The organism is Echinicola jeungdonensis, from assembly GCF_030409905.1.
Lineage (GTDB): Bacteria > Bacteroidota > Bacteroidia > Cytophagales > Cyclobacteriaceae > Echinicola > Echinicola jeungdonensis.
Genome location: NZ_JAUFQT010000001.1, coordinates 3,188,589 through 3,207,263 on the forward strand (window position 1 = coordinate 3,188,589; position 18,675 = coordinate 3,207,263).

The following is an 18,675-nucleotide window of genomic DNA, read 5'->3' on the forward strand; positions in this document are numbered from 1 at the left end:
ATAATTGTTTATATTGATTACAGTCATGATTGACAATATTTTATGCAACCCAAAATCACAAGAATATGAAAAAGCTGTTTTATTTAGTCATTATTGTAGCCTTGGTGTGTCCTGCTGCAATAGCACAAGAGGAGCCCCACCCCAAATATTTGGTCATAGAATTTATCAAAGTAGATTCTGATAATATGGTTGACTTTTCAGAGGCAAAAGGATTTTTGGAGGGCATTTATAAGGAAGCTGTAAAGCAAGGAGAAATTGAGGGTTGGGATTTGTGGACTTTGCAATCTGGGCCCGAAAGGGGAGAATTTCAGTATGTAACCATTACTTACTATGATGACCCTGTAAAAATGATGAACGGTATGACGGATGATAACCTTCAAGCTTATGCTGAAAGGGCTCATTCAACTGATATGTCTGAACAACAATTGGAATTGGCGGTAGACAAAAGTGTCAACAACCGGGACTTGGCATTAAGGGCATATATGGTAGAAATCGCCCATACAAAAGATGATTTTGAAATGAAACCCGGGGTCTTGGCTTCTTTTGACCTGATGAAAGCTGCGGAAGGGCGTTTCAATGAATATGAGCAAATGGAAAAACAACTTTACCTTCCCTTTCACCAGAAAAAAATAGAAGCGGATATGATGGGAAGTTGGAGACTGCTAAGGACGGCTGTACCGATGGGAAGCGAAGCCGAATATACCCATATGACCCTCAATTTTTATGATAATTATATGCAGTTTTTTAATGCACAGGAATATGAGGATTTGGAAGCAAGTGAGGAAAGACAAATGGCAATGGAGGAAGGATTGAAATCCAGGGAGCAGAAATGGGTTTATCTTGCAACCCTTTTGAAATCAGTAAGGTAGCTTGTGAATAAGGGTAGTTGGTTATGGTTTGTAATTGCATTTTGCTGCTGATATTTTCAGTTATTTTGTAGCTGGAAGCAAATCAGCGCGAAGGATCAAAAATAAGGAACCATGAATTCATAATTCATGGTTCCTTATTTTTGATAAAACATATTTTTTCCGCCGGGTAAAATAGAACGTACAAAGACAGTAATAAAAGGCAAGATTTCTATTAGCTTTTAGGATACCAGAATGGATGCTGTCTTTTGTCTAAAATATTTTTCCAGATCAAAAATCAACCCTGCTTCTGCTCTGCTATATCGTTGACTTACTGCGGCTTGCTTGATTCCCAGGCGTCTTGCAATTTGTTCCTGTAATAAGTCCCTTTCCCAACAAAGCATATTTACCAGTTCTGCTGAGCTTACGGACCACTTGTCCATGATCAACAGGGCCAACCTAAATATTAGATTCATGGTTTCGTCCCAGTCTTGAAAATCACTTTGAATGCCCAGGTTTATTTTATGCTTTTTTAAAGCTATTCTTATAGATTCAGCATAATCTTCAGCGGTAAGTTGGCCCGGGGTAATATCTATAATTTCAGATTTTTTCTCACCAATTCCAATGGCCAATCTTACATCCATATTTTTTTTCTTTTTTATGGAAGATTTGATCTGAATTACCCTCAAGAAAGCTTCTTCGGGATTTTGAATTTCCAATCGAAAACCAACTTCCTTACTGATTTTCCACTGATCGGGCGGGGTAATAATTACCCCCAGCTGTTCCTTGAGAAAGGAAAACCAATGGTTCCGGGTAGTATTTACAGGACCGACAACCTCGCCTAAAATTATCGCTACCATAATATTATTAAACGAAAAAAAGCATAGGATTGATTGCTTTATCTAAGCGAGACCTTTGGTTACCCGATTTATAATTCCCCTTTATTCATTAGCAAATTGGTTACAATATCATCGATTTGTTTTTCATTTTCCGATACATAATTCAATCCAGCTTCTTTTAAAGCATTCATATTTTTCCTAGTAGCCTCATCCATTTTTGGGGATGCATGTAATAGTTTGGGCTCCAGGCGAACATATCCTTCTTTATTATTTCCAGCATCAAAAAGCCATTTTAACTGGTGGGAAACTGTTTCTGAATTTCCGGACATCATTATACTGATTAGGGGTTTGATCCATTGGGCCAAACCAAAATTTTTGGCTTGGGAATAACTATAGGTTTCATTTTCAGAACCAGTTCCTAGAGATAAAAGGTACATGTCCTTAGAAGTGGGCTTTTTTACATTTTTAAAATCCAATTTTCGAGTTTCTGCATAGGCACACATAGCCGGATTATTGGCAAATACCCCTCCGTCTATTAAAGGGTAGTTGACCCCAATGGCTGACTTGATCATCGCCACCTGAAAATAAGTGGGGGCTGCCGAAGTAGCCTGGGCCACCTCTTTAACCAAAAAGTCCTCGGAAGGAGAGAGGTTGGCATTGTGTTGGGTGAAAAATTTGGCTTTCCTGTTGTTGATTTCATAAGAAGTGATCAAACAGGGTTTTATCAATTGGCTTAACTTAATTTCTCCAAATTGTTTTTGAAGGGCTTTCCTTAATGCCTTGTTGGGGAATTTTTCATCCAATATTCCCCAAAGTCCCCTTACCTCGTGCCAAAAGGATTTATGGAAAATAGCTTTTCCATGTTTGTGATATAAATTGACCACTTCCTGAACCTTGAATTTAGGTTTTTGTGGATCTTCATCGGAGGGTGTTAATAGTCCACAGCTTAGTATTCCACCGGTACTGGTCCCAGCCACAAAGTCCAAATAATCCACTAATCTGGCCTGATCATCTCCCTTTCTTTGTTGGATTTTTTCTTCAATAACCTGAAGGATAGTGCCAGGAATAATGCCTTTTATTCCTCCACCGTCGATGGATAAAATGTTGATTTTTTTCATAATGATTGGGGTAAAAAGTTTGAATAATAAAGATTAAAGTAAAGTTTTAATGTTTAAATGGCTTGAGGGCTTTTTCTGATGAAAATAGAAATAAGGGCAGCAGTTATACAACCCACGATAAAAGCAAAAAAGGTTGTTTGAAGGATGTAATTCCCAAGGGAGAAATAACTTTCTGCTTCTTGCTGGCTCATTATTTTTCTACTTACTGCGTGGTTTATGGCATTTTCAAAATAATGTGGGGTGACAATTTTATGGCTGATCAACTGGGACAGGGGGCTAAGAATGGCTATAATCGCGGATAAGACCAGGCCGGAGAAAAAAGCATTTTTCCAACTAATATACCCTTTATAATAGTGGTTCCTTTTATCCAAAAGCGCCAAAACATAGAGTAAAATGGCTATAAATGCAAAAAGGTTGGTATAGGTAGAATGGAATCCAATGTATTCATCATGAAGTCCTACAGCTCTTTCCAGCCCAATCCACAACAAACCTATAAATGTAAATATGATCCCCCATTTGATTTCAATCTCATACTTTTTCATAATGAGTGCATTAGAGGTTTATTCTTACTTACAATTTACATATATTTCTTATCGAAAAAATGGAAAATGATTAAGTACCTTTTAACAATAGGGTTGATGGGGTGCTTTTTTTTCGGTTCTTGCCAAACATCCAAAAATTTAAGGCAAGGAACCGGATGGGTGCTCGCTAAAACTGCCACTCGTGGATCTCAACAATATTTGATTGTTGTGGATAATCAATGGTATTATCCTGAGGAATTGCCCGAAAAATTTAAAATGGATAGTGTTAGGGTACAGGTGAAATACAGGGTGTTGGACAGATTGGATACTGTTTTTAAGCCAGCTCCCAATGACCTGTTGGAATTTGATTTTACTGCCCGGGCTATAAAAGTGAAAAAAATCAAACTATTGCCCCAAAGGTAAAATCCAAGGTAGAACAGATTTTAAAAATAAATAGCACGTAAAGTTGTAAATATAATAGGCCTATGGAGGAGAAATCATTTAATTCACGTCGACAATTTTTGATTAATTCAGGAGTGGCTACCCTTGGTTTTATGGGCTTAAACCAATTTCTAAACCCTTTGGCCGAGGCTCATGAGATTAATGGCTGTTTAGGATATGGACCTTTGCAAAATGATGATAAGGGAATATTGAATTTGCCTAAAGGTTTTGAATATAAAATCATTTCGAAGAAAGGAAAAATCATGGATGATGGCTGGTGGACTCCAGGGAGGCCAGATGGTATGGGAGCTTTTGAGGGGGATGATGGAAAAGTGATATTGGTTCGGAATCATGAAAACAGTCCAGATGATTTTGAAAATGGTGCATTTGGACCGGAAAATGAAAACCTTGCCCAAGCTGAACTTGATAAGTTTTATGAAAAAGGAAAGGGAAATTTACCTGCTCTGGGAGGAACAACCACCTTGGTCTACAATGAAAAAACGGGTGAGGTAGAACAAGAGTTTATGAGCCTTGCAGGAACGGTGAGAAACTGTGCGGGAGGGGTTACTCCCTGGAATTCATGGTTGACTTGTGAGGAATCAGTTGTGAAGGCAGGTGATTACAGTGGAAATCTGGAAAAAGATCACGGATTTGTCTTTGAGGTACTGGCCAAAAGAGACGGGAAGTTACAAAATGCGATTCCCATAAAAGAAATGGGAAGGTTTAACCACGAGGCGGTGGCAGTTGATCCCAGAACCGGAATAGTATTTTTGACCGAGGACCGGGGTGATGGCTTGTTTTACCGCTATATTCCCCATGTTCCAGGGAAATTATACCAAGGAGGGAAACTTCAAGCCCTTTGCCTTTCCTGGGGAAAAGGAAGGGATACCCGGAATTGGAAAGGGCAACAAGAGGGTTTTTTTCCAGTTGGAAAACCTCAAAGCATCTATTGGATTGACCTGGAGGATATTGGTTCCCCTCATGATGATTTGAGGTACAGGGGGTATGGAAAAGGGGCTGCAAGGTTTGCTCGTGGTGAGGGGATTTGGTTTGGGGAGAACGAGCTGTATTTTGCTTGTACTAATGGAGGAGAAATAGGGGCAGGACAGGTTTTTAAGTATATTCCAGGGGAAAATGAAGGAAAAGAGAATGAATATAAAACGCCCGGTTCATTAGAGCTTTTTGCAGAACCCAATGATAGGGATTTATTAAAGAATTGTGATAATGTGGCCATTGCACCTTGGGGAGATTTATTGCTTTGCGAGGACCATCCCCACCCATTTGTGGTTGGGATTACACCGGAGGGTAGGTTTTATAAACTGGCCGAGAATATTGGGTTTGAATCAGAATTTGCTGGAGGGGTGTTTTCCCCTTCCGGGCAAACATATTTTGTCAATATCCAAGATGCAGGCATCACCCTGGCAATAACAGGACCCTGGAGGAATTTGAGATGAGGTTTTGGTGAGAATTTAAAAAAAAGGGTCCATCAATTCCCCTAATTATCACTAATTATTCTTGAGTGAACTGATTGGATTAATTTTATTTTACGCTGAATACTAAAATGAATATCTGCTTTTCCAGAAGGAATTTAGGAAGTAGGAAATCATTTAAATTAATTCCAGGTAACCCATTTTGATCCATGGAATGGATACCTTTGGAAAAGGGAGTTTATGATCTGCGGTGAAAAATTCAAATTTGATGCTTTTTTTGGAATTACAAATGCTGGGCTTTCAAATTCCTCAATGCAAATGAGGAATTTTTGGGTTGCTTTCAGCATCCGGCCTTAAGCTTTTGGCAAAAGAAATAAACCATTTTTCCATCATGAAGATTTTCAATCCAGCTTTCAATATGGAGAAGTTTAATGATCAATAGGGGTGGGCTTTTTATTTTCATCAATTGCTACCAGGGTGAAAGTGCCGCTAATGGCTTTTTCTCTACCCTCCTCATACATTTTTTCAATAAATATGTCCACTTGGACTTTTAAACTGGTCCGGCCAATATGGATGATATGCCCCACCAATTCGATAATGGTTCCTGCGGGAATGGGGACGGTAAAATCAATTTTATCACTTCGTACGGTAACCATTTTTTGTCTGCTGAACCGGGTGGCTGCGATAAAGGCAACCTCATCCATCAGGTGCATAGCCGTGCCACCAAACAAAGTATCATAATGGTTGATGGTATTGGGGAAAACAGCTTTAAATATTCGGGTTTCTGCGTTTTTAATTTTTTGGTCTAAATCGGTCATATTTCGTTTTCAAGTGCCAGAAAATGGGTGATTTTCCCTTTTGGATCTTCCAATGGAATGATAGTGATTTCGCAAAGGTAAGGTTCTCCATTCTTTTTATAATTAATCAATTGGGAAGAAAATGGTTTTCCTTCATTGATTTTTTTTCTTATTTGGGTTTTTGCTTTATAAGAAGAATCCTTTCCCTGTAAAAAAGAAGGGTTTTTACCAATTGCTTCAAAGACATGATAATCCGTCATTTTTTCAAAGCCTGGACTTGCCCAAAGGATGGTTTCCTGCCTATCGGTAAGTACTAAAGCATCAAACCTTTGATTTAGGAAATTCAAATCTGTTGACCAACTGAATGATTTTTTGAAAAAACTTAAAGTGTGAGATAGGGATTCAAGACTTTGGTTTGCAATGCTTGGGTATAATTGGCAGGCAATGATGTCCCAACAGTGAAGAGGAACGGAGGAGGCTTTTTTGGATGGCTTTGAAAAAATTGTCATTGCAAATAGAAATTATACCGGGCAAGTAATTAACCTGCCCGGTGGGGTAATTGTTTAATTTTCGATACCAGCAACTGTGGTTTTTCTAAGTGCTTTAGCAGCTTGTACCATGCGCTCCAAAGCTGGCTCAGTTTCTTTCCATCCTCTGGTTTTAAGGCCACAGTCAGGGTTGACCCAAAGCTGTTCCTCCGGTAATACGGATTTAGCTTTTTCTAGCAATTCAACCATTTCCTCTTTGGAAGGTATCCTTGGAGAGTGGATGTCATAAACCCCTGGACCAATTTCATTGGGGTATTGGAACTCAGCAAAAGCATCTAATAACTCCATTTGAGACCTGGAACATTCGATGGTAATGACATCAGCATCCATGCCAGCAATATGTTTGATGATATCATTAAACTCTGAATAGCACATGTGTGTATGGATTTGGGTTTTGTCCTCCACCACTGATGCAGAGATTCGGAAACATTCTACAGCCCAGTCCAGATAGGCTTCCCAGTCGGACTGCCTTAAGGGCAAACCTTCCCTTAGGGCAGGTTCATCAATTTGGATGATCTTGATGCCTTCTTTTTCCAAATCAGCCACCTCTTCTCTGATAGCCAGGGCAATTTGCTGACAAGTGGTTGATCTGGGCTGGTCATTTCGGACAAAGGACCATTGCAAAATGGTTACCGGCCCTGTGAGCATTCCTTTTACATTTTTTTCTGTCAGGGATTGGGCAAAAGAAGTCCAACCAACGGTCATAGGCTCAGGACGGGAAACGTCTCCATAAATAATGGGAGGTTTAACGCAGCGGGAACCATAACTTTGGACCCAGCCATTTTGGGTGAAGACAAAGCCTTCCAATTGCTCCCCGAAATATTCAACCATATCATTTCTTTCAAACTCCCCATGAACCAAAACATCCAATCCAATTCCTTCCTGCCAACGTATTGCCATTTCGGTTTCACTTTTGATCAGCTCATCATATTGATTTTGAGTCAATTTCCCCTTTTTCTTTAGAGCTCGCCATTGCCTTACCTCCTTGGTTTGAGGAAAGGAACCAATGGTTGTGGTTGGGAAAAGTGGAAGGTTCAGGTTTGGGGTTTGAAGTTTTCTCCTTTCTCCAAAAGGCTTATTCCTCGTGCTATGGCCTGGTGTAAGGCTGCTTACAGCCTGTCCCACCTCTTGTTTATGGATGATGGAAGAGGTTTTTTTAGATTGGATAGCTTTTTGATTTTCCTCCAATAATTGTTGGTTTTCCGGCAAACCGGAATCCAAAGCTAGTTGCTTCAAGCTTGCAATTTCACCGACTTTTTGCTTGGCAAAAGCCAACCATTGTTGGATCTCAGCCGTCAACCCTGAGCCAGATTTTTCCTCCTCCAAGTCACAGGGTGAATGAAGCAAAGAGCAACTGGAAGCTATCAATAGGCGGTTTTCACTTTTCTTGCCTTTGGCCAATTCAAGTAATTCCAAAGAAGCTTTGAAATCATTTTTCCAGATATTCCTTCCATCTACCAATCCTAAAGAAAGGCTTAGGTTTTGCGGAAGTTTATCCAATGTCTTTTCAAGTTGTTTTGGAGCCCGGACCAAATCCAAATGCAGGCCACAAACTGGCAATTCACAAGCCAGGTCCAAATTTTCATCCAGGCCGCCAAAATAAGTGGTCAAAAGGATTTTAAGGTTCGGACAAGCTTTGCGGATGGTTTTGTATGTATATTCAAAAGCTTCCTTTTCTTCCTGATCCAGATCCATGGCAAGAAAAGGTTCATCCAATTGTACCCAGGTAGCGTTTGATTCCTCCAGTTTTTTGAGGATGTCCAAATAAACAGGGACAAGGTTTTTGATCAGCTCAATTCGCTTAAAACCTTTTTCCTTTTCTTTACCCAATAGGAGGTAGGAGACCGGTCCAAGGATGACAGGTTTGGTGATGATACCCTGTCTTTTTGCCTCTTTGAACTCATCCAGGATTTTTGTGGAGAAGAGTTTAAAGGGCTGATTCTTTTTAAATTCAGGAACGATATAATGGTAATTGGTATCGAACCATTTGGTCATTTCCATGGCAATGATATCAAGGCCATTTTTCTGATAGCCCCGGGCCATGGCAAAATAAAGGTCCAGTTCAGGTTTTTTCTGGTCAGTTACAATCTCATGGTATCTTTCAGGAATAGCACCAACGGTAAAGGACATGTCCAAAACCTGATCGTAGAAGGAAAAATCATTGGAAGGGATCAGGTCAATGCCTGCTTCCTGTTGGATTTTCCAATTTTCTTCCCGGATGTTTGCACCGGTTTCCTGGAGTTCACGAAGGGTTGATTTTCCGGCCCAGTAAGCTTCACTGGCCTTTTTGAGTTGTCTTTTGCTACCAATCCGCGGGTAGCCAAGATTGTGCGTTAGCATAATTTTAAACTTTTAACGTGATAAATAGGTCAAAAGCCTTTAGCTAAACTTCACAATGCCCTGCGGATAAGAAGTGGAGGTGAAAAACAGGATATACTTTTTCCTTAGGCACACGAGTCCCATAATTTTTTGGAAAAAGCATCCTACTTGACAGGGCTTCAAATCGCGAAAGCATTGTCATTTCAATATAGGCAGGTCTCCTGGCTTGTAACATTTTTACCGTCCTTCCCACCCCGATGGTTATCGGGACAGTGGACCACTAAGGGTAAAAACTTTTCCATTACTTACAGTTGCGCGACAGCCCGTGATTTTCACACGGTTCCCTATTCACCCTGACCTTGGTCAAGGACCTATATTGGAAGATGAAGAAATCAAGTAAAGAACTTTGGGCTGCAAATATAGGGAATTCGGTTAAAGTAATTGGTTGTTGGGTAAATTAGTTATTGGTTTTTCCTCTATATCAATGCTGATTGCAATAACCCTTTTATTATTTAAGGCCATATTTTAGGACTTGAACTGAAATGTGGGTTTGAATTTCTTACTTTTTGATTTGAAAATCATTAATTTCTAATAGATTTCTAGGTATACATTTGTAATGGAAAATCAAGTTCATACAGAATGGGAAAGCACCAGACAAACCAAGCAAAAGATATTTTTGAAAGGCTGAGGTCAGGGGAAGTGATTTCCATGGATGACCCGGATTACGGGAAGATTAGGAAGGCAGTTAATGAGACCATCAAGCTTTCTGTGAAACTGAATTCAGCTTGTAATATCCAGGAAATTCGGTCATGGCTCTCCGAGATCATAGGAAGCCCAATTGATGAAAGTACCACATTGTTTACGCCATTTTATACCAATGTTGGAAAAAATATAAAGCTGGGGAAAAATGTGTTTATCAACCATGCCTGCAGCTTTTTGGATTTAGGGGTATAACTATTGAAGATGAAGTGATGCTTGGCCCACGGGTGAATATAAGCTCCGAAAACCATCCAGTGGAGATTGCCTCCCGAAAGACCATGGTTCCTGCAGAAGTGATAATAAAAAGGAATGTCTGGGTCGGTGCCATTGCTACCATCCTTCCCAGGGTTACCATTGGTGAAAACTCGGTAGTAGCTGCAGGTGCGGTGGTAACAAAAGATGTGCCCTCAAACTGTTTTGTGGCAGGTGTTCCTGCAAAGGTTATTAAGAAAATAGGTCAATAAATTTCTTATATTATGAAAAATATCAATCTGTTATTAGTATTCTCAGCTTTGGTTCTCCAGGGGTGTCAAGGACAAGATTCATCCGAAACAGAACAAAAAGATTTGGAAGCCATTTTCCCTAAAGGGAAGTTAGGACCTTCTGAGTATTTTACTGGCAAAGCCTACAATTATGGCCTTGTGCCCAATGATTCAACTTATACCACTTTGGTGGGAAATGTTTTTTTTGAACCAGGGGCAAGAAGCAACTGGCATACCCATCCTGGAGGCCAAATCCTTATTATTACTGATGGTGTAGGCTATCACCAAATCGAAGGGGAGCCCATTCAGGTAATGAAAAAAGGGGATATAGTAAAATGCCCTCCCAATACCCGTCATTGGCATGGTGCAAGTCCTGATACCGGTTTACAGCAAATGTATATTGTTCCAAATACTGAGAAAGGCATAGTAGAATGGATGGAGCCGGTGACTGATGAAGAGTACAATGTTGGTGAATAAATGATCCCTTTCCTGGTTTAAATGTAATCGGTAATAGGTTTGGCTTTTTAAAGCTCATTTTTATACGTTGATGGGGATACCCCCATGTATTTTTTAAATAACCTCGAAAAATAAAGTGGATCCTGAAAGTTCAGTTCGTAGCTGATTTCTTTTACAGACATGTTAGTTAGATTGAAAAGCTCACAAGCTTTTTGGACTTTTAATAAATTGAAAAAATGGATCAGTGATTGGCCGGTCTTTTTTTTGAAAAGTGAAAAAATGGTGGAGGAAGACTTATTAAACGTACGTGAAATTTCCTCAATGGTCACCGTGTCGTAAATATGTTGGTTCAAATAGTCAATGATTTCATTGACTAAATCTTCGTTGGAAGACTGAACCTTTTTGTTTGACTTAATAGAATAATAAATAAAGGAACCTAGGGTTTTATGAAGCAACATGCTCGAATACTCGAATATTTCCTCCGAAATACCATTTTTAAAAAGGTCAATCATGTATTCAAACTCTGCAATCCGGTTTTTCTCAAAAGGGATAATGATGGGTTGGTTATTATTCTGTTTTCTGAACCTTTGAAAAATTTCCTTCGCATTTACACCTGTAAAATGAACCCAGAAAATGGACCAAGGATTTTTCTCATCCGAAAAATAGGCGTGATTCTGCTTTGACTCGATGATGTAAAAAGAATTGGGAGTTAGCTGAAAACTGGATTGATTAATTTTGATGGTTCCCTTTCCTTCAATACAATAAATTAAAATGTACTCAGGGCAACCCTGTGGTCTTTTCCGGAAGTGATGAAGCGCTTTTGGAAAATAACCAATATCAGTTAAGTATAAGTTTTTAGTAAGTTCTCTTTTTGAATAATCTGTTAACAGTCTTCTTGGGATTACATTGATTTTTTCTCCTTTAAAACCGGTTTTTAGTGTTGGCTTATTTTTCATATAACAGTATAGGGTGATTGTAGTGCTAATATAATCATATTTTTATTTTTAAAAATTTGTGCTTTTGTCCATGTGTAAAATATCATTGTCCATTTACCTCCTGCCTTATTGGGCTACATTTGAGTCATAATGATTTATTAAATGATTATAAACCTACTGTTTATTCTGTATTAAAAGAATTGTTGGTTTTAATTATTCTGATAGGAGCTCCGTAGAAATACAAACAATAATTAATGAAATACTATAGGAATAAACATGTTTTACTCAGTTGTGGGAAATTTACGACTGACAAAATTAGCTTAAGAATAAATATTAAATAAATGGGAGCGTACAAGTCCATAAAACCAATATGCAAAGGTTTGGATAATCAATTTCGAAACTTAATTTGGAATACTATTGCTTTGGAGTAATAAATAATTTCAAACAATAAGTTTGTTGAAATAAAATATGGTGACGCTATATTAATAGCGCGTTTTGATTACCTAAAGAAAATCTAATTAATATCCAAAATAACATCCTTATGAAACAGTTTTCACAAAAATGGTTAAAAGGGTTTAACTCCTGTAATAGCAGGATAATTGACCCTATAACAATGGCCAAAATGCTTGGGGTTATCATTTTGATGACCTTTACAAAACTAGGTTTGGCACAATCCCAGGAAATTACCGGAAAGGTAATCTCAGGAGAGGACCAATTGCCTATTCCAGGGGCAACCGTCCTTGTAAAAGGATCCAGTACTGGAACAGTTACAGATTTTGAAGGAAATTATTCCCTGAATGTTTCCAATCCAGCAGAGGCAATTTTGTCTTTTTCCTTTGTGGGCTATATTAGTCAGGAAGTTCCTGTAAACAATCAGTCACAAATAAATATCACCTTGGAACCAGATTTTGCCCAACTGGATGAAGTTGTGGTGGTGGGATATGGTGAAACCAAAAGAAGTGATCTTACAGGTGCTGTATCTTCAATAGATGGAGAAGCTGTAAAAGAATTACCTATTACTTCTGTAGATCAGGCCATCCAAGCAAGGGCGCCAGGAGTTCAGGTGACGCAAACATCAGCAGCTCCCGGAGGTGGGGTGTCGGTAAGAATTAGGGGTTCTAATTCAATTAATAGCGGAAGTGAGCCATTATATGTTGTGGACGGTTTTCCTATTTATCCAAACAATGGAGCTTATAGTGCAGGAGGGAATAGGCAATCTGCCAACGTAATGGCGTCTATTAATCCAAATGATATAGAATCTATCGAGGTGTTAAAGGATGCTTCTGCAACTTCGATATATGGTTCCAGAGGGTCCAACGGGGTAGTTTTAATTACTACTAAGCGTGGTAAAGCGGGTAAACCAAAATTTAGTTATGATGGTTCTTACTCAACTCAAACAATGTCTAATCCTATAGAAGTTTTAAATGGTGCTGAATATGCTACTTATTTAAACATTCTTGAGCAAAGCCAGGGAGGATCTCCTATTTATACTCAGGAGGAGATTAACGCATTTGGAGAAGGGACAAACTGGCTGGATGAGGTAACAAGAACAGGTTACATTCAAAATCACCAGATTACATTTTCTGGCGGAAATAAAGACAATAAATATGCATTAACGGGTAATTACCATGATAATGCGGGTATCATAAAGAAAACGAATTTTAAAAGATACGGTATAAGATTAAATCTGGATAATTCTGCATTTGATGACTTTTTAAATGTAAGTTCAAGCTGGTCATACAACCGCACGGCGTCCAACAATGCACCTACAGATCAAGGAGGGCCGGGAGGAACTATTATTACAGCATTAGGTTTAGATCCTACAACCCCGGTTTATAATGAAGATGGAACTTATGCCCTTGCTTCTTATGACGGACGTTTTTTGATTAATCCCCTGCAAGAGCTGGAATATGCTACAGATGAAGATATCACCAACCGTGTTCTTGGAAATACAACATTTACATTGAATATTACAGATCATTTGAAAGTAAAAAGTAGTATTGGAGCAGATATTTTAAATATCAATAGGACCAGTTTCTTCCCTACCGTTACGACTAGAATTGGTAGAGATAATTCAGGTGAATTAACTCTTGCTAACAGGCATTCAGCAAACATTTTGAATGAGAACCTTATAACGTATACCAACGACTTTGGTGGAGATCATTTTGTAGATGCAGTGGTGGGATATACTTATCAAAGAGAAGTGAATAAATTTTTTAGAAGTACCACCCGTGGTATTACCGCATCTTCGGTAGATCAGGCAACCCTTCAGGGAGGTCCGGACATTTTGACTCCATTTTCAAGCCGAAGAGAATGGCTATTAGAATCATTATTAGGACGTTTAAACTATAATTATGATAGTAGATATCTTCTTACTCTTACTTTTAGACGCGATGGTTCCTCCAGATTTGGAGCTCAAAACAAATGGGCTAACTTTCCATCTGTAGCCTTAGGTTGGAACATTGCGAACGAAAGCTTTTTTGATGAAAAAGGGATATCCAACGTAATTAATAATCTTAAGATAAGAGGTAGCTGGGGATTAACGGGTAACTCAGAAATTCCTGTGTATAATTCATTAGCAAATCTGAATGAATACAATTATGTAATTGGTGGTAATTTAGTTTTGGGGTTAGCAGACGGCAGATTAAGTAATTCTGATCTAAAATGGGAAACAACCACAATGAGAAATATCGGTCTGGATGCTTCTTTCTTTAAAAGTCGTCTTAATTTAACCTTGGACTATTTTGATAACAAGACTGAAGACCTGTTATTATTTGTATCTATACCAAGTAGTTTAGGGTTTGAATCCATATTGAAAAATTCCGGTTCATTACAGAATAAAGGTTTTGAAATTGGTTTGGATGGTTATATAATAGATAATGGGGATTTTAAATGGAATCTAGCTGGAAACCTTTCTATCTTAAGAAATAAACTTACGGATTTAGGAAGCAGTACACCCTTCTTTTCAAGTACCACCAGTGGGCATCTTGGGGTAGCAGGTAGCTGGGTAGAAGAAGGAAACCCAATTGGAGTATGGAGAGGTTATGACTATATAGGGATCTTTCAGTCTCAGGAAGAAATCGATAATAACGCATCGCGTTCAGGTGATAAACCAGGATATCCGCGATATAGAGATGTGAATGGAGATGGCCAAATCACACCAGACGATTATACTATTATAGGTGATCCAAATCCAGATTTTACCTGGGGACTAAACTCAACATTTACTTATAAAGATCTCGATTTAGGTATTTTCCTTAGAGGTTCGCAAGGATTTGATGTAAGAAACCTTCAGGCTTCTGAATTAGGTGATGGAGTGCAAAAGATTAACCAGATTGCCGGCATTCTTACCGATTCATGGACCCCAGATAATCCAAATGCTACCAGACCAGTTATCGATGGTAACAGGGATTTTGCAAACTCCTATAGAGATTCCGATTATTTTATTGAAGATGGTTCTTTTATACGTCTACAAAATATTTCTTTAGGATATACAGTTCCATCTTTTTCAGAATTTGTTTCGAGAGCTAGAGTTTACGTAAGCGGTCAAAATTTATTTACTATTACAGATTATACAGGTTTTGATCCTGAAGTAAATAACCGTGGGCAGGATAACCTGAACAGAGGAGATGATTATGATGCGTATCCGCGATCCAGAACATTCACGGTAGGAATCAATTTAGAATTTTAATAAGCAAAACATATTATGGTAAAATTTATAAAAAAGACATGTTTAAAAGGAGTTTTTGTATTACTCCTAATGAATGTTTTCTCAGCATGCTCTGATCTTGAAGAGAATCCGGATTTTACGACGCAAGACAACTTCTTTAATACTGCCGAGCAGCTAGAATTAGGTGTGAATGCAATTTATGATGGGATTGGATATGGCCAGGATTGGGAAAATCATTTTTATAACCGTTTTGTATTCGAATGTTTGGTGGGGTATCAGGTAGGCTGGGAAAAAGGGCCTCTGAATTACCAAAATGGGAATGTTTCTCCAGACGATGTTTATATTTCAATTTACTGGAGAATTTCTTACGAGAATATTAATAGGGCAAACTCTATAATTGCCAAAGCAGACGAGCTTAAAGACGCTGGGGCAACAAATGTGGCGTTGATTGATAGAGTAAAGGCCGAAGCGCAATTTTTAAGAGCATTTTACTATTATAATTTAGTAAGATATTTTAATAATATTCCTGTAACAACAAGTCCAACCCTAAGTGACCAGGATCTACCGTCTAATGAAAATGGAGAACAAAAGGCTTTAGAGCTTATTCAGTCAGATTTGTTAATGGCAAGAGATATTCTACCAGAAAGTTATGGCCCATCAGAAGCTGGTAGAGCAACTCGTTGGGCAGCAGAAGCATTATTGATGAAAGCTTACTTACAGGGAGAAAAATGGTCTGAAGCCTACAATGTTGCTCAGACGATCATTGATGAAAGTGGAATGTCATTATTTGATGATTTTGCAAATACTTTTTCTGTGGAAACAGAGAATATGGGGCCAAGAATTTTTGAGGCTCAGGTTTCTGCTTCAGCGAATGCTGGTGAAAACCAGGTCTATCATGCCCATTTTGTGCCTGCAGATCTACCAAATGATTTAGGCGGTGTTGGATGGCATTGGTTAAATTCAACTAAAGATTTCAGAGAAAAATATGATCCAAACGATAAAAGGATAGCGGGTACATTCATACAAGAATATCCATCAAATCGTGTGGGACGTAATGATGATGGAGAATGGCCAATAGTTCGCTGGAGTCCAGATGCGCCGTACAACTTAAGCCGTTTTGGAGGTTTAGTTCCTGCAGATTCAGATCCGAATAATCCTGAAGAGCTTATCTATTCTGCTGCTTGGTCTGCTAAATATACTGAAGTTGGAATTTCTAATGCGTACATGAATGAAAAGAATATTGTTTATCTAAGATATGCAGATGTACTTTTAGGACATTCTGAAGCTGCTAATGAAAGCAATATGGGCGATCCATATTACGGTATTAACGAGGTAAGAAGAAGAGCTGGTCTAACTCCGCTTTCAGGTTTAAGTCAATCGCAGCTTCGCGACGCAATTGTAAATGAAAGAGTTTTAGAATTTGCAATGGAATCTGAGGTTTATCCTGAACTTAAAAGAAAAAGTACTTATGGTGGATCACCAGATTATTTAGGAGATTATATCGAAGATTTTATCGAAACCTATAATGTGGATAGGTCACTTTCTCCCAGAGATTATGTATTACCATTACCTTTAAATGAAGTTTTGGGTAATCCTAATGTTACTCAAAACCCAGAGTATCAATAGAAGTTATTTTAAAATTAATAGAATTAAACCTGTCTCTTTGGGCAGGTTTAATTTCATTATCTTACCAAACTGCCCAAACTCTCAATATGAATCTTCGATACCTTTTGAAATAATTTATGCTGCTTTATGCTCTGATTTAATTAACCAACTGCGGAAATAAGAGTGCCGATAAAAATAGTGAGTTTACAGAAACTCTTTTTAAAAAGGTGCCTGAAGATTCCACTATGATTTTTTTAATAATAAAATCATAGAAAATGATTCTTTTAATATGGTAGACTTCTTTTATGTCTACAATGGAGGTGGAGTAGCTATTGGAGATTTCCGGCTTTTATATAACAGATGAGAAACGTGACCTGGAAAAACAACTGGTAAAAGGTAGTGTAGTGAGAATACCTTCCAGATCGGTTGTGACCATCGTGGGAGATATGTGACTAAAGGGCTTTTCTTTTGAAAGACTGATTAAGAGGAGAAAAGAATAAAATTTCAAGATTATATCATGAGTAATATAAAATATAATTTGCCCTATTTATTGGCGCTAGCCTTCACCTCGGCAATGGGAGGCCTGTTATTTGGTTATGATTGGGTGGTAATAGGGGGAGCCAAACCATTTTATGAACTGTTTTTTGATATCAATCATTCGCCCAAATTACAAGGATGGGCAATGAGCAGTGCTTTAGTAGGCTGTATTCTGGGTGCAGTGACATCAGGAACCTTTTCCGATAAATATGGCAGGAAGATACCAATGATATGGGCCGCAGCTTTATTCATTATCTCGGCTTTTGGAAGTGGGTATGCAAATGATTTTTATTGGTTCATCATTTTCCGGTTAATAGGTGGCGTGGGTATTGGCTTGGCATCAACGCTATCCCCCATGTATATCGCAGAATTGGCCCCCGCAGAACTTAGAGGAAGGTTTGTTGCCATTAACCAACTGACCATTGTAATCGGTATTTTGGCCGCACAAATCATCAACTTTTTAATTGCAGAACCAGTTCCCTTGGAATTTCCAATCAGGAATTGGCAGCTTCCTGGAATGGTACCATCGGTTGGCGATGGATGTTTTGGGCTGAGATGGTTCCTGCAATAGCCTTTTTTGTTTTAATGTTTGTTGTGCCAAAAAGTCCAAGATTCTTATTGAAAATCGGAGACTTAAAGGCCGCCTCAAGAGTTTTAACCAAGGTCGGTGGAGAGGCCTATGCACTACAGGAAGTGAAAAATATTAAGAGCACTCTCCAGGAAAATAATGACAGGGTGCATTTCAAGGAATTAAATGAACCAAAAATAAAACCCATTGTCTTCTTGGGCGTGGTATTGGCCATTTTCCAACAATGGTGCGGCATAAATGTCATTTTTAACTATGCAGAGGAAATTTTTAGTAGTGCAGGGTATAGTGTTGGAGATATGCTTTTCAATATTGTCATCACCGGAAGCGTCAACTTGGTGTTTACCCTTGTTGCCATGAAAACAGTGGACAAATGGGGCAGGAAGAAGTTGATGCTGTTTGGTTCAGGAGGCTTGTCTATCATCTATTTCGTCTTGGGATTAAGTTATTTTCAGGGTTGGACAGGTTTGCCGATACTTATTTTGGTCGTGGTGTCAATTGCCACCTATGCAATGTCACTTGCCCCTATAACTTGGGTGGTATTGTCTGAAATATTTCCAAACCGGGTGAGGGGATTGGCAATGTCTCTGGCCACTTTCAGCCTTTGGGTAGCTTCATTTACCCTGGCTTTTTCCTTCCCCATTTTAAACAGTGAATTAGGGGCGTATGGTACATTTTGGGTGTACTGTGTGATTAGCATAATGGGCTTTGTTTTTATAAAAATGAAGTTACCTGAAACCAAAGGAAAAACATTGGAAGATATTGAATTGGAGTTCTTAAAATAATA

Annotated in this window: 17 protein-coding genes and 1 riboswitch; of the genes, 10 read left to right on the forward strand and 7 right to left on the reverse strand. The window is 38.6% G+C overall.

The annotated features are described in order from the left end of the window. The first annotated feature begins 65 nt into the window (after nt 1–65). Entirely contained in the window at nt 66–869 is an 804-nt protein-coding gene (locus tag QWY93_RS13260; RefSeq protein ID WP_290248756.1) for a hypothetical protein, read from the forward strand. Nucleotides 870–1,087: 218 nt separating this feature from the next. Here QWY93_RS13260 and QWY93_RS13265 read toward each other — a convergent pair whose 3' ends face one another. The 3 genes from QWY93_RS13265 to QWY93_RS13275 form a co-directional block, all read right to left on the reverse strand. Then, nucleotides 1,088–1,705: an RNA polymerase sigma factor sigma-70 region 4 domain-containing protein gene (locus QWY93_RS13265; RefSeq protein WP_290248757.1), complete on the reverse strand. Its 618-nt coding sequence runs from the start codon at nt 1,703–1,705 to the stop codon at nt 1,088–1,090. Nucleotides 1,706–1,773: 68 nt separating this feature from the next. After that, the gene (locus tag QWY93_RS13270) at nt 1,774–2,802 is read right to left on the reverse strand and encodes a patatin-like phospholipase family protein (RefSeq protein ID WP_290248759.1); all 1,029 of its coding nucleotides are present in this window, start codon (nt 2,800–2,802) and stop codon (nt 1,774–1,776) included. 53 nt (nt 2,803–2,855) lie between these two features. Continuing rightward, a complete protein-coding gene (locus QWY93_RS13275) occupies nt 2,856–3,344 on the reverse strand; it encodes a DUF4199 domain-containing protein (protein ID WP_290248760.1) in 489 nt (162 codons plus the stop codon). 96 nt (nt 3,345–3,440) lie between these two features. Here QWY93_RS13275 and QWY93_RS13280 point away from each other — a divergent pair, with 96 nt between their 5' ends. Further along, the gene (locus QWY93_RS13280; RefSeq protein WP_290248761.1) at nt 3,441–3,746 is read left to right on the forward strand and encodes a hypothetical protein; all 306 of its coding nucleotides are present in this window, start codon (nt 3,441–3,443) and stop codon (nt 3,744–3,746) included. A 62-nt stretch (nt 3,747–3,808) separates the two neighbouring features. Beyond that, on the forward strand, nt 3,809–5,218 hold the full coding sequence (locus QWY93_RS13285; RefSeq protein ID WP_290248762.1) for an alkaline phosphatase PhoX: 1,410 nt from the start codon (nt 3,809–3,811) through the stop codon (nt 5,216–5,218). A gap of 404 nt (nt 5,219–5,622) precedes the next feature. Here QWY93_RS13285 and QWY93_RS13290 read toward each other — a convergent pair whose 3' ends face one another. The 3 genes from QWY93_RS13290 to metE are packed head-to-tail and all read right to left on the reverse strand — an operon-like array spanning nt 5,623 to nt 8,879. Further along, on the reverse strand, nt 5,623–6,012 hold the full coding sequence (locus QWY93_RS13290) for an acyl-CoA thioesterase (RefSeq protein ID WP_290248763.1): 390 nt from the start codon (nt 6,010–6,012) through the stop codon (nt 5,623–5,625). After that, on the reverse strand, nt 6,009–6,500 hold the full coding sequence (locus QWY93_RS13295; RefSeq protein ID WP_290248764.1) for a PAS domain-containing protein: 492 nt from the start codon (nt 6,498–6,500) through the stop codon (nt 6,009–6,011). The genes QWY93_RS13290 and QWY93_RS13295 overlap by 4 nt, the downstream gene beginning before the upstream one ends. A 54-nt stretch (nt 6,501–6,554) precedes the next feature. Further along, a complete protein-coding gene (gene metE / locus QWY93_RS13300; protein ID WP_290248766.1) occupies nt 6,555–8,879 on the reverse strand; it encodes a 5-methyltetrahydropteroyltriglutamate--homocysteine S-methyltransferase in 2,325 nt (774 codons plus the stop codon). A gap of 173 nt (nt 8,880–9,052) precedes the next feature. After that, nucleotides 9,053–9,248, reverse strand: a riboswitch (cobalamin riboswitch). A 249-nt stretch (nt 9,249–9,497) separates the two neighbouring features. Here metE and QWY93_RS19690 point away from each other — a divergent pair. From QWY93_RS19690 to QWY93_RS13310, 3 genes are read left to right on the forward strand one after another with little or no spacing between them, the layout of a single operon-like run. Then, nucleotides 9,498–9,812, forward strand: coding sequence for an LbetaH domain-containing protein (locus tag QWY93_RS19690; protein WP_353959640.1), 315 nt, complete (start codon nt 9,498–9,500; stop codon nt 9,810–9,812). A 32-nt stretch (nt 9,813–9,844) separates the two neighbouring features. After that, nucleotides 9,845–10,081: an acyltransferase gene (locus tag QWY93_RS19695; protein ID WP_353959641.1), complete on the forward strand. Its 237-nt coding sequence runs from the start codon at nt 9,845–9,847 to the stop codon at nt 10,079–10,081. 12 nt (nt 10,082–10,093) lie between these two features. Further along, entirely contained in the window at nt 10,094–10,576 is a 483-nt protein-coding gene (locus tag QWY93_RS13310) for a cupin domain-containing protein (RefSeq protein WP_290248768.1), read from the forward strand. Between the two features lie 47 nt (nt 10,577–10,623). On the opposite strand, the gene QWY93_RS13315 is transcribed toward QWY93_RS13310, so the two are convergent. Beyond that, nucleotides 10,624–11,511 carry an AraC family transcriptional regulator gene (locus QWY93_RS13315; protein ID WP_290248770.1) on the reverse strand — a complete coding sequence of 296 codons (888 nt, stop codon included), beginning with the start codon at nt 11,509–11,511 and terminating at the stop codon, nt 10,624–10,626. Nucleotides 11,512–12,031: 520 nt separating this feature from the next. On the opposite strand from QWY93_RS13315, the gene QWY93_RS13320 reads away from it, so the two are divergent. From QWY93_RS13320 to QWY93_RS13335, 4 genes are all read left to right on the forward strand, one after another. Then, a complete protein-coding gene (locus tag QWY93_RS13320; RefSeq protein ID WP_290248772.1) occupies nt 12,032–15,181 on the forward strand; it encodes a SusC/RagA family TonB-linked outer membrane protein in 3,150 nt (1,049 codons plus the stop codon). Between the two features lie 15 nt (nt 15,182–15,196). Continuing rightward, nucleotides 15,197–16,786: a RagB/SusD family nutrient uptake outer membrane protein gene (locus QWY93_RS13325; protein WP_290248773.1), complete on the forward strand. Its 1,590-nt coding sequence runs from the start codon at nt 15,197–15,199 to the stop codon at nt 16,784–16,786. A gap of 496 nt (nt 16,787–17,282) precedes the next feature. After that, nucleotides 17,283–17,873: an MFS transporter gene (locus QWY93_RS13330; protein WP_290248774.1), complete on the forward strand. Its 591-nt coding sequence runs from the start codon at nt 17,283–17,285 to the stop codon at nt 17,871–17,873. Next, a complete protein-coding gene (locus QWY93_RS13335) occupies nt 17,858–18,673 on the forward strand; it encodes an MFS transporter (protein WP_290248871.1) in 816 nt (271 codons plus the stop codon). The genes QWY93_RS13330 and QWY93_RS13335 overlap by 16 nt, the downstream gene beginning before the upstream one ends. Nucleotides 18,674–18,675: the final 2 nt, after the last annotated feature.

Bases quoted from the DNA above. Each gene is read 5' to 3' on its own strand.
- QWY93_RS13315 (WP_290248770.1), bottom strand. From the start codon at position 11,511: ATGAAAAATAAGCCAACACTAAAAACCGGTTTTAAAGGAGAAAAAATC.
- QWY93_RS13325 (WP_290248773.1), top strand. From the start codon at position 15,197: ATGGTAAAATTTATAAAAAAGACATGTTTAAAAGGAGTTTTTGTATTA.
- QWY93_RS13265 (WP_290248757.1), bottom strand. From the start codon at position 1,705: ATGGTAGCGATAATTTTAGGCGAGGTTGTCGGTCCTGTAAATACTACC.
- QWY93_RS13310 (WP_290248768.1), top strand. From the start codon at position 10,094: ATGAAAAATATCAATCTGTTATTAGTATTCTCAGCTTTGGTTCTCCAG.
- QWY93_RS13330 (WP_290248774.1), top strand. From the start codon at position 17,283: ATGAGTAATATAAAATATAATTTGCCCTATTTATTGGCGCTAGCCTTC.
- QWY93_RS13295 (WP_290248764.1), bottom strand. From the start codon at position 6,500: ATGACAATTTTTTCAAAGCCATCCAAAAAAGCCTCCTCCGTTCCTCTT.
- QWY93_RS13290 (WP_290248763.1), bottom strand. From the start codon at position 6,012: ATGACCGATTTAGACCAAAAAATTAAAAACGCAGAAACCCGAATATTT.
- QWY93_RS13320 (WP_290248772.1), top strand. From the start codon at position 12,032: ATGAAACAGTTTTCACAAAAATGGTTAAAAGGGTTTAACTCCTGTAAT.
- QWY93_RS13275 (WP_290248760.1), bottom strand. From the start codon at position 3,344: ATGAAAAAGTATGAGATTGAAATCAAATGGGGGATCATATTTACATTT.
- metE (WP_290248766.1), bottom strand. From the start codon at position 8,879: ATGCTAACGCACAATCTTGGCTACCCGCGGATTGGTAGCAAAAGACAA.
- QWY93_RS13285 (WP_290248762.1), top strand. From the start codon at position 3,809: ATGGAGGAGAAATCATTTAATTCACGTCGACAATTTTTGATTAATTCA.
- QWY93_RS19690 (WP_353959640.1), top strand. From the start codon at position 9,498: ATGGGAAAGCACCAGACAAACCAAGCAAAAGATATTTTTGAAAGGCTG.
- QWY93_RS13335 (WP_290248871.1), top strand. From the start codon at position 17,858: ATGGTTCCTGCAATAGCCTTTTTTGTTTTAATGTTTGTTGTGCCAAAA.
- QWY93_RS13280 (WP_290248761.1), top strand. From the start codon at position 3,441: ATGGGGTGCTTTTTTTTCGGTTCTTGCCAAACATCCAAAAATTTAAGG.
- QWY93_RS13260 (WP_290248756.1), top strand. From the start codon at position 66: ATGAAAAAGCTGTTTTATTTAGTCATTATTGTAGCCTTGGTGTGTCCT.
- QWY93_RS13270 (WP_290248759.1), bottom strand. From the start codon at position 2,802: ATGAAAAAAATCAACATTTTATCCATCGACGGTGGAGGAATAAAAGGC.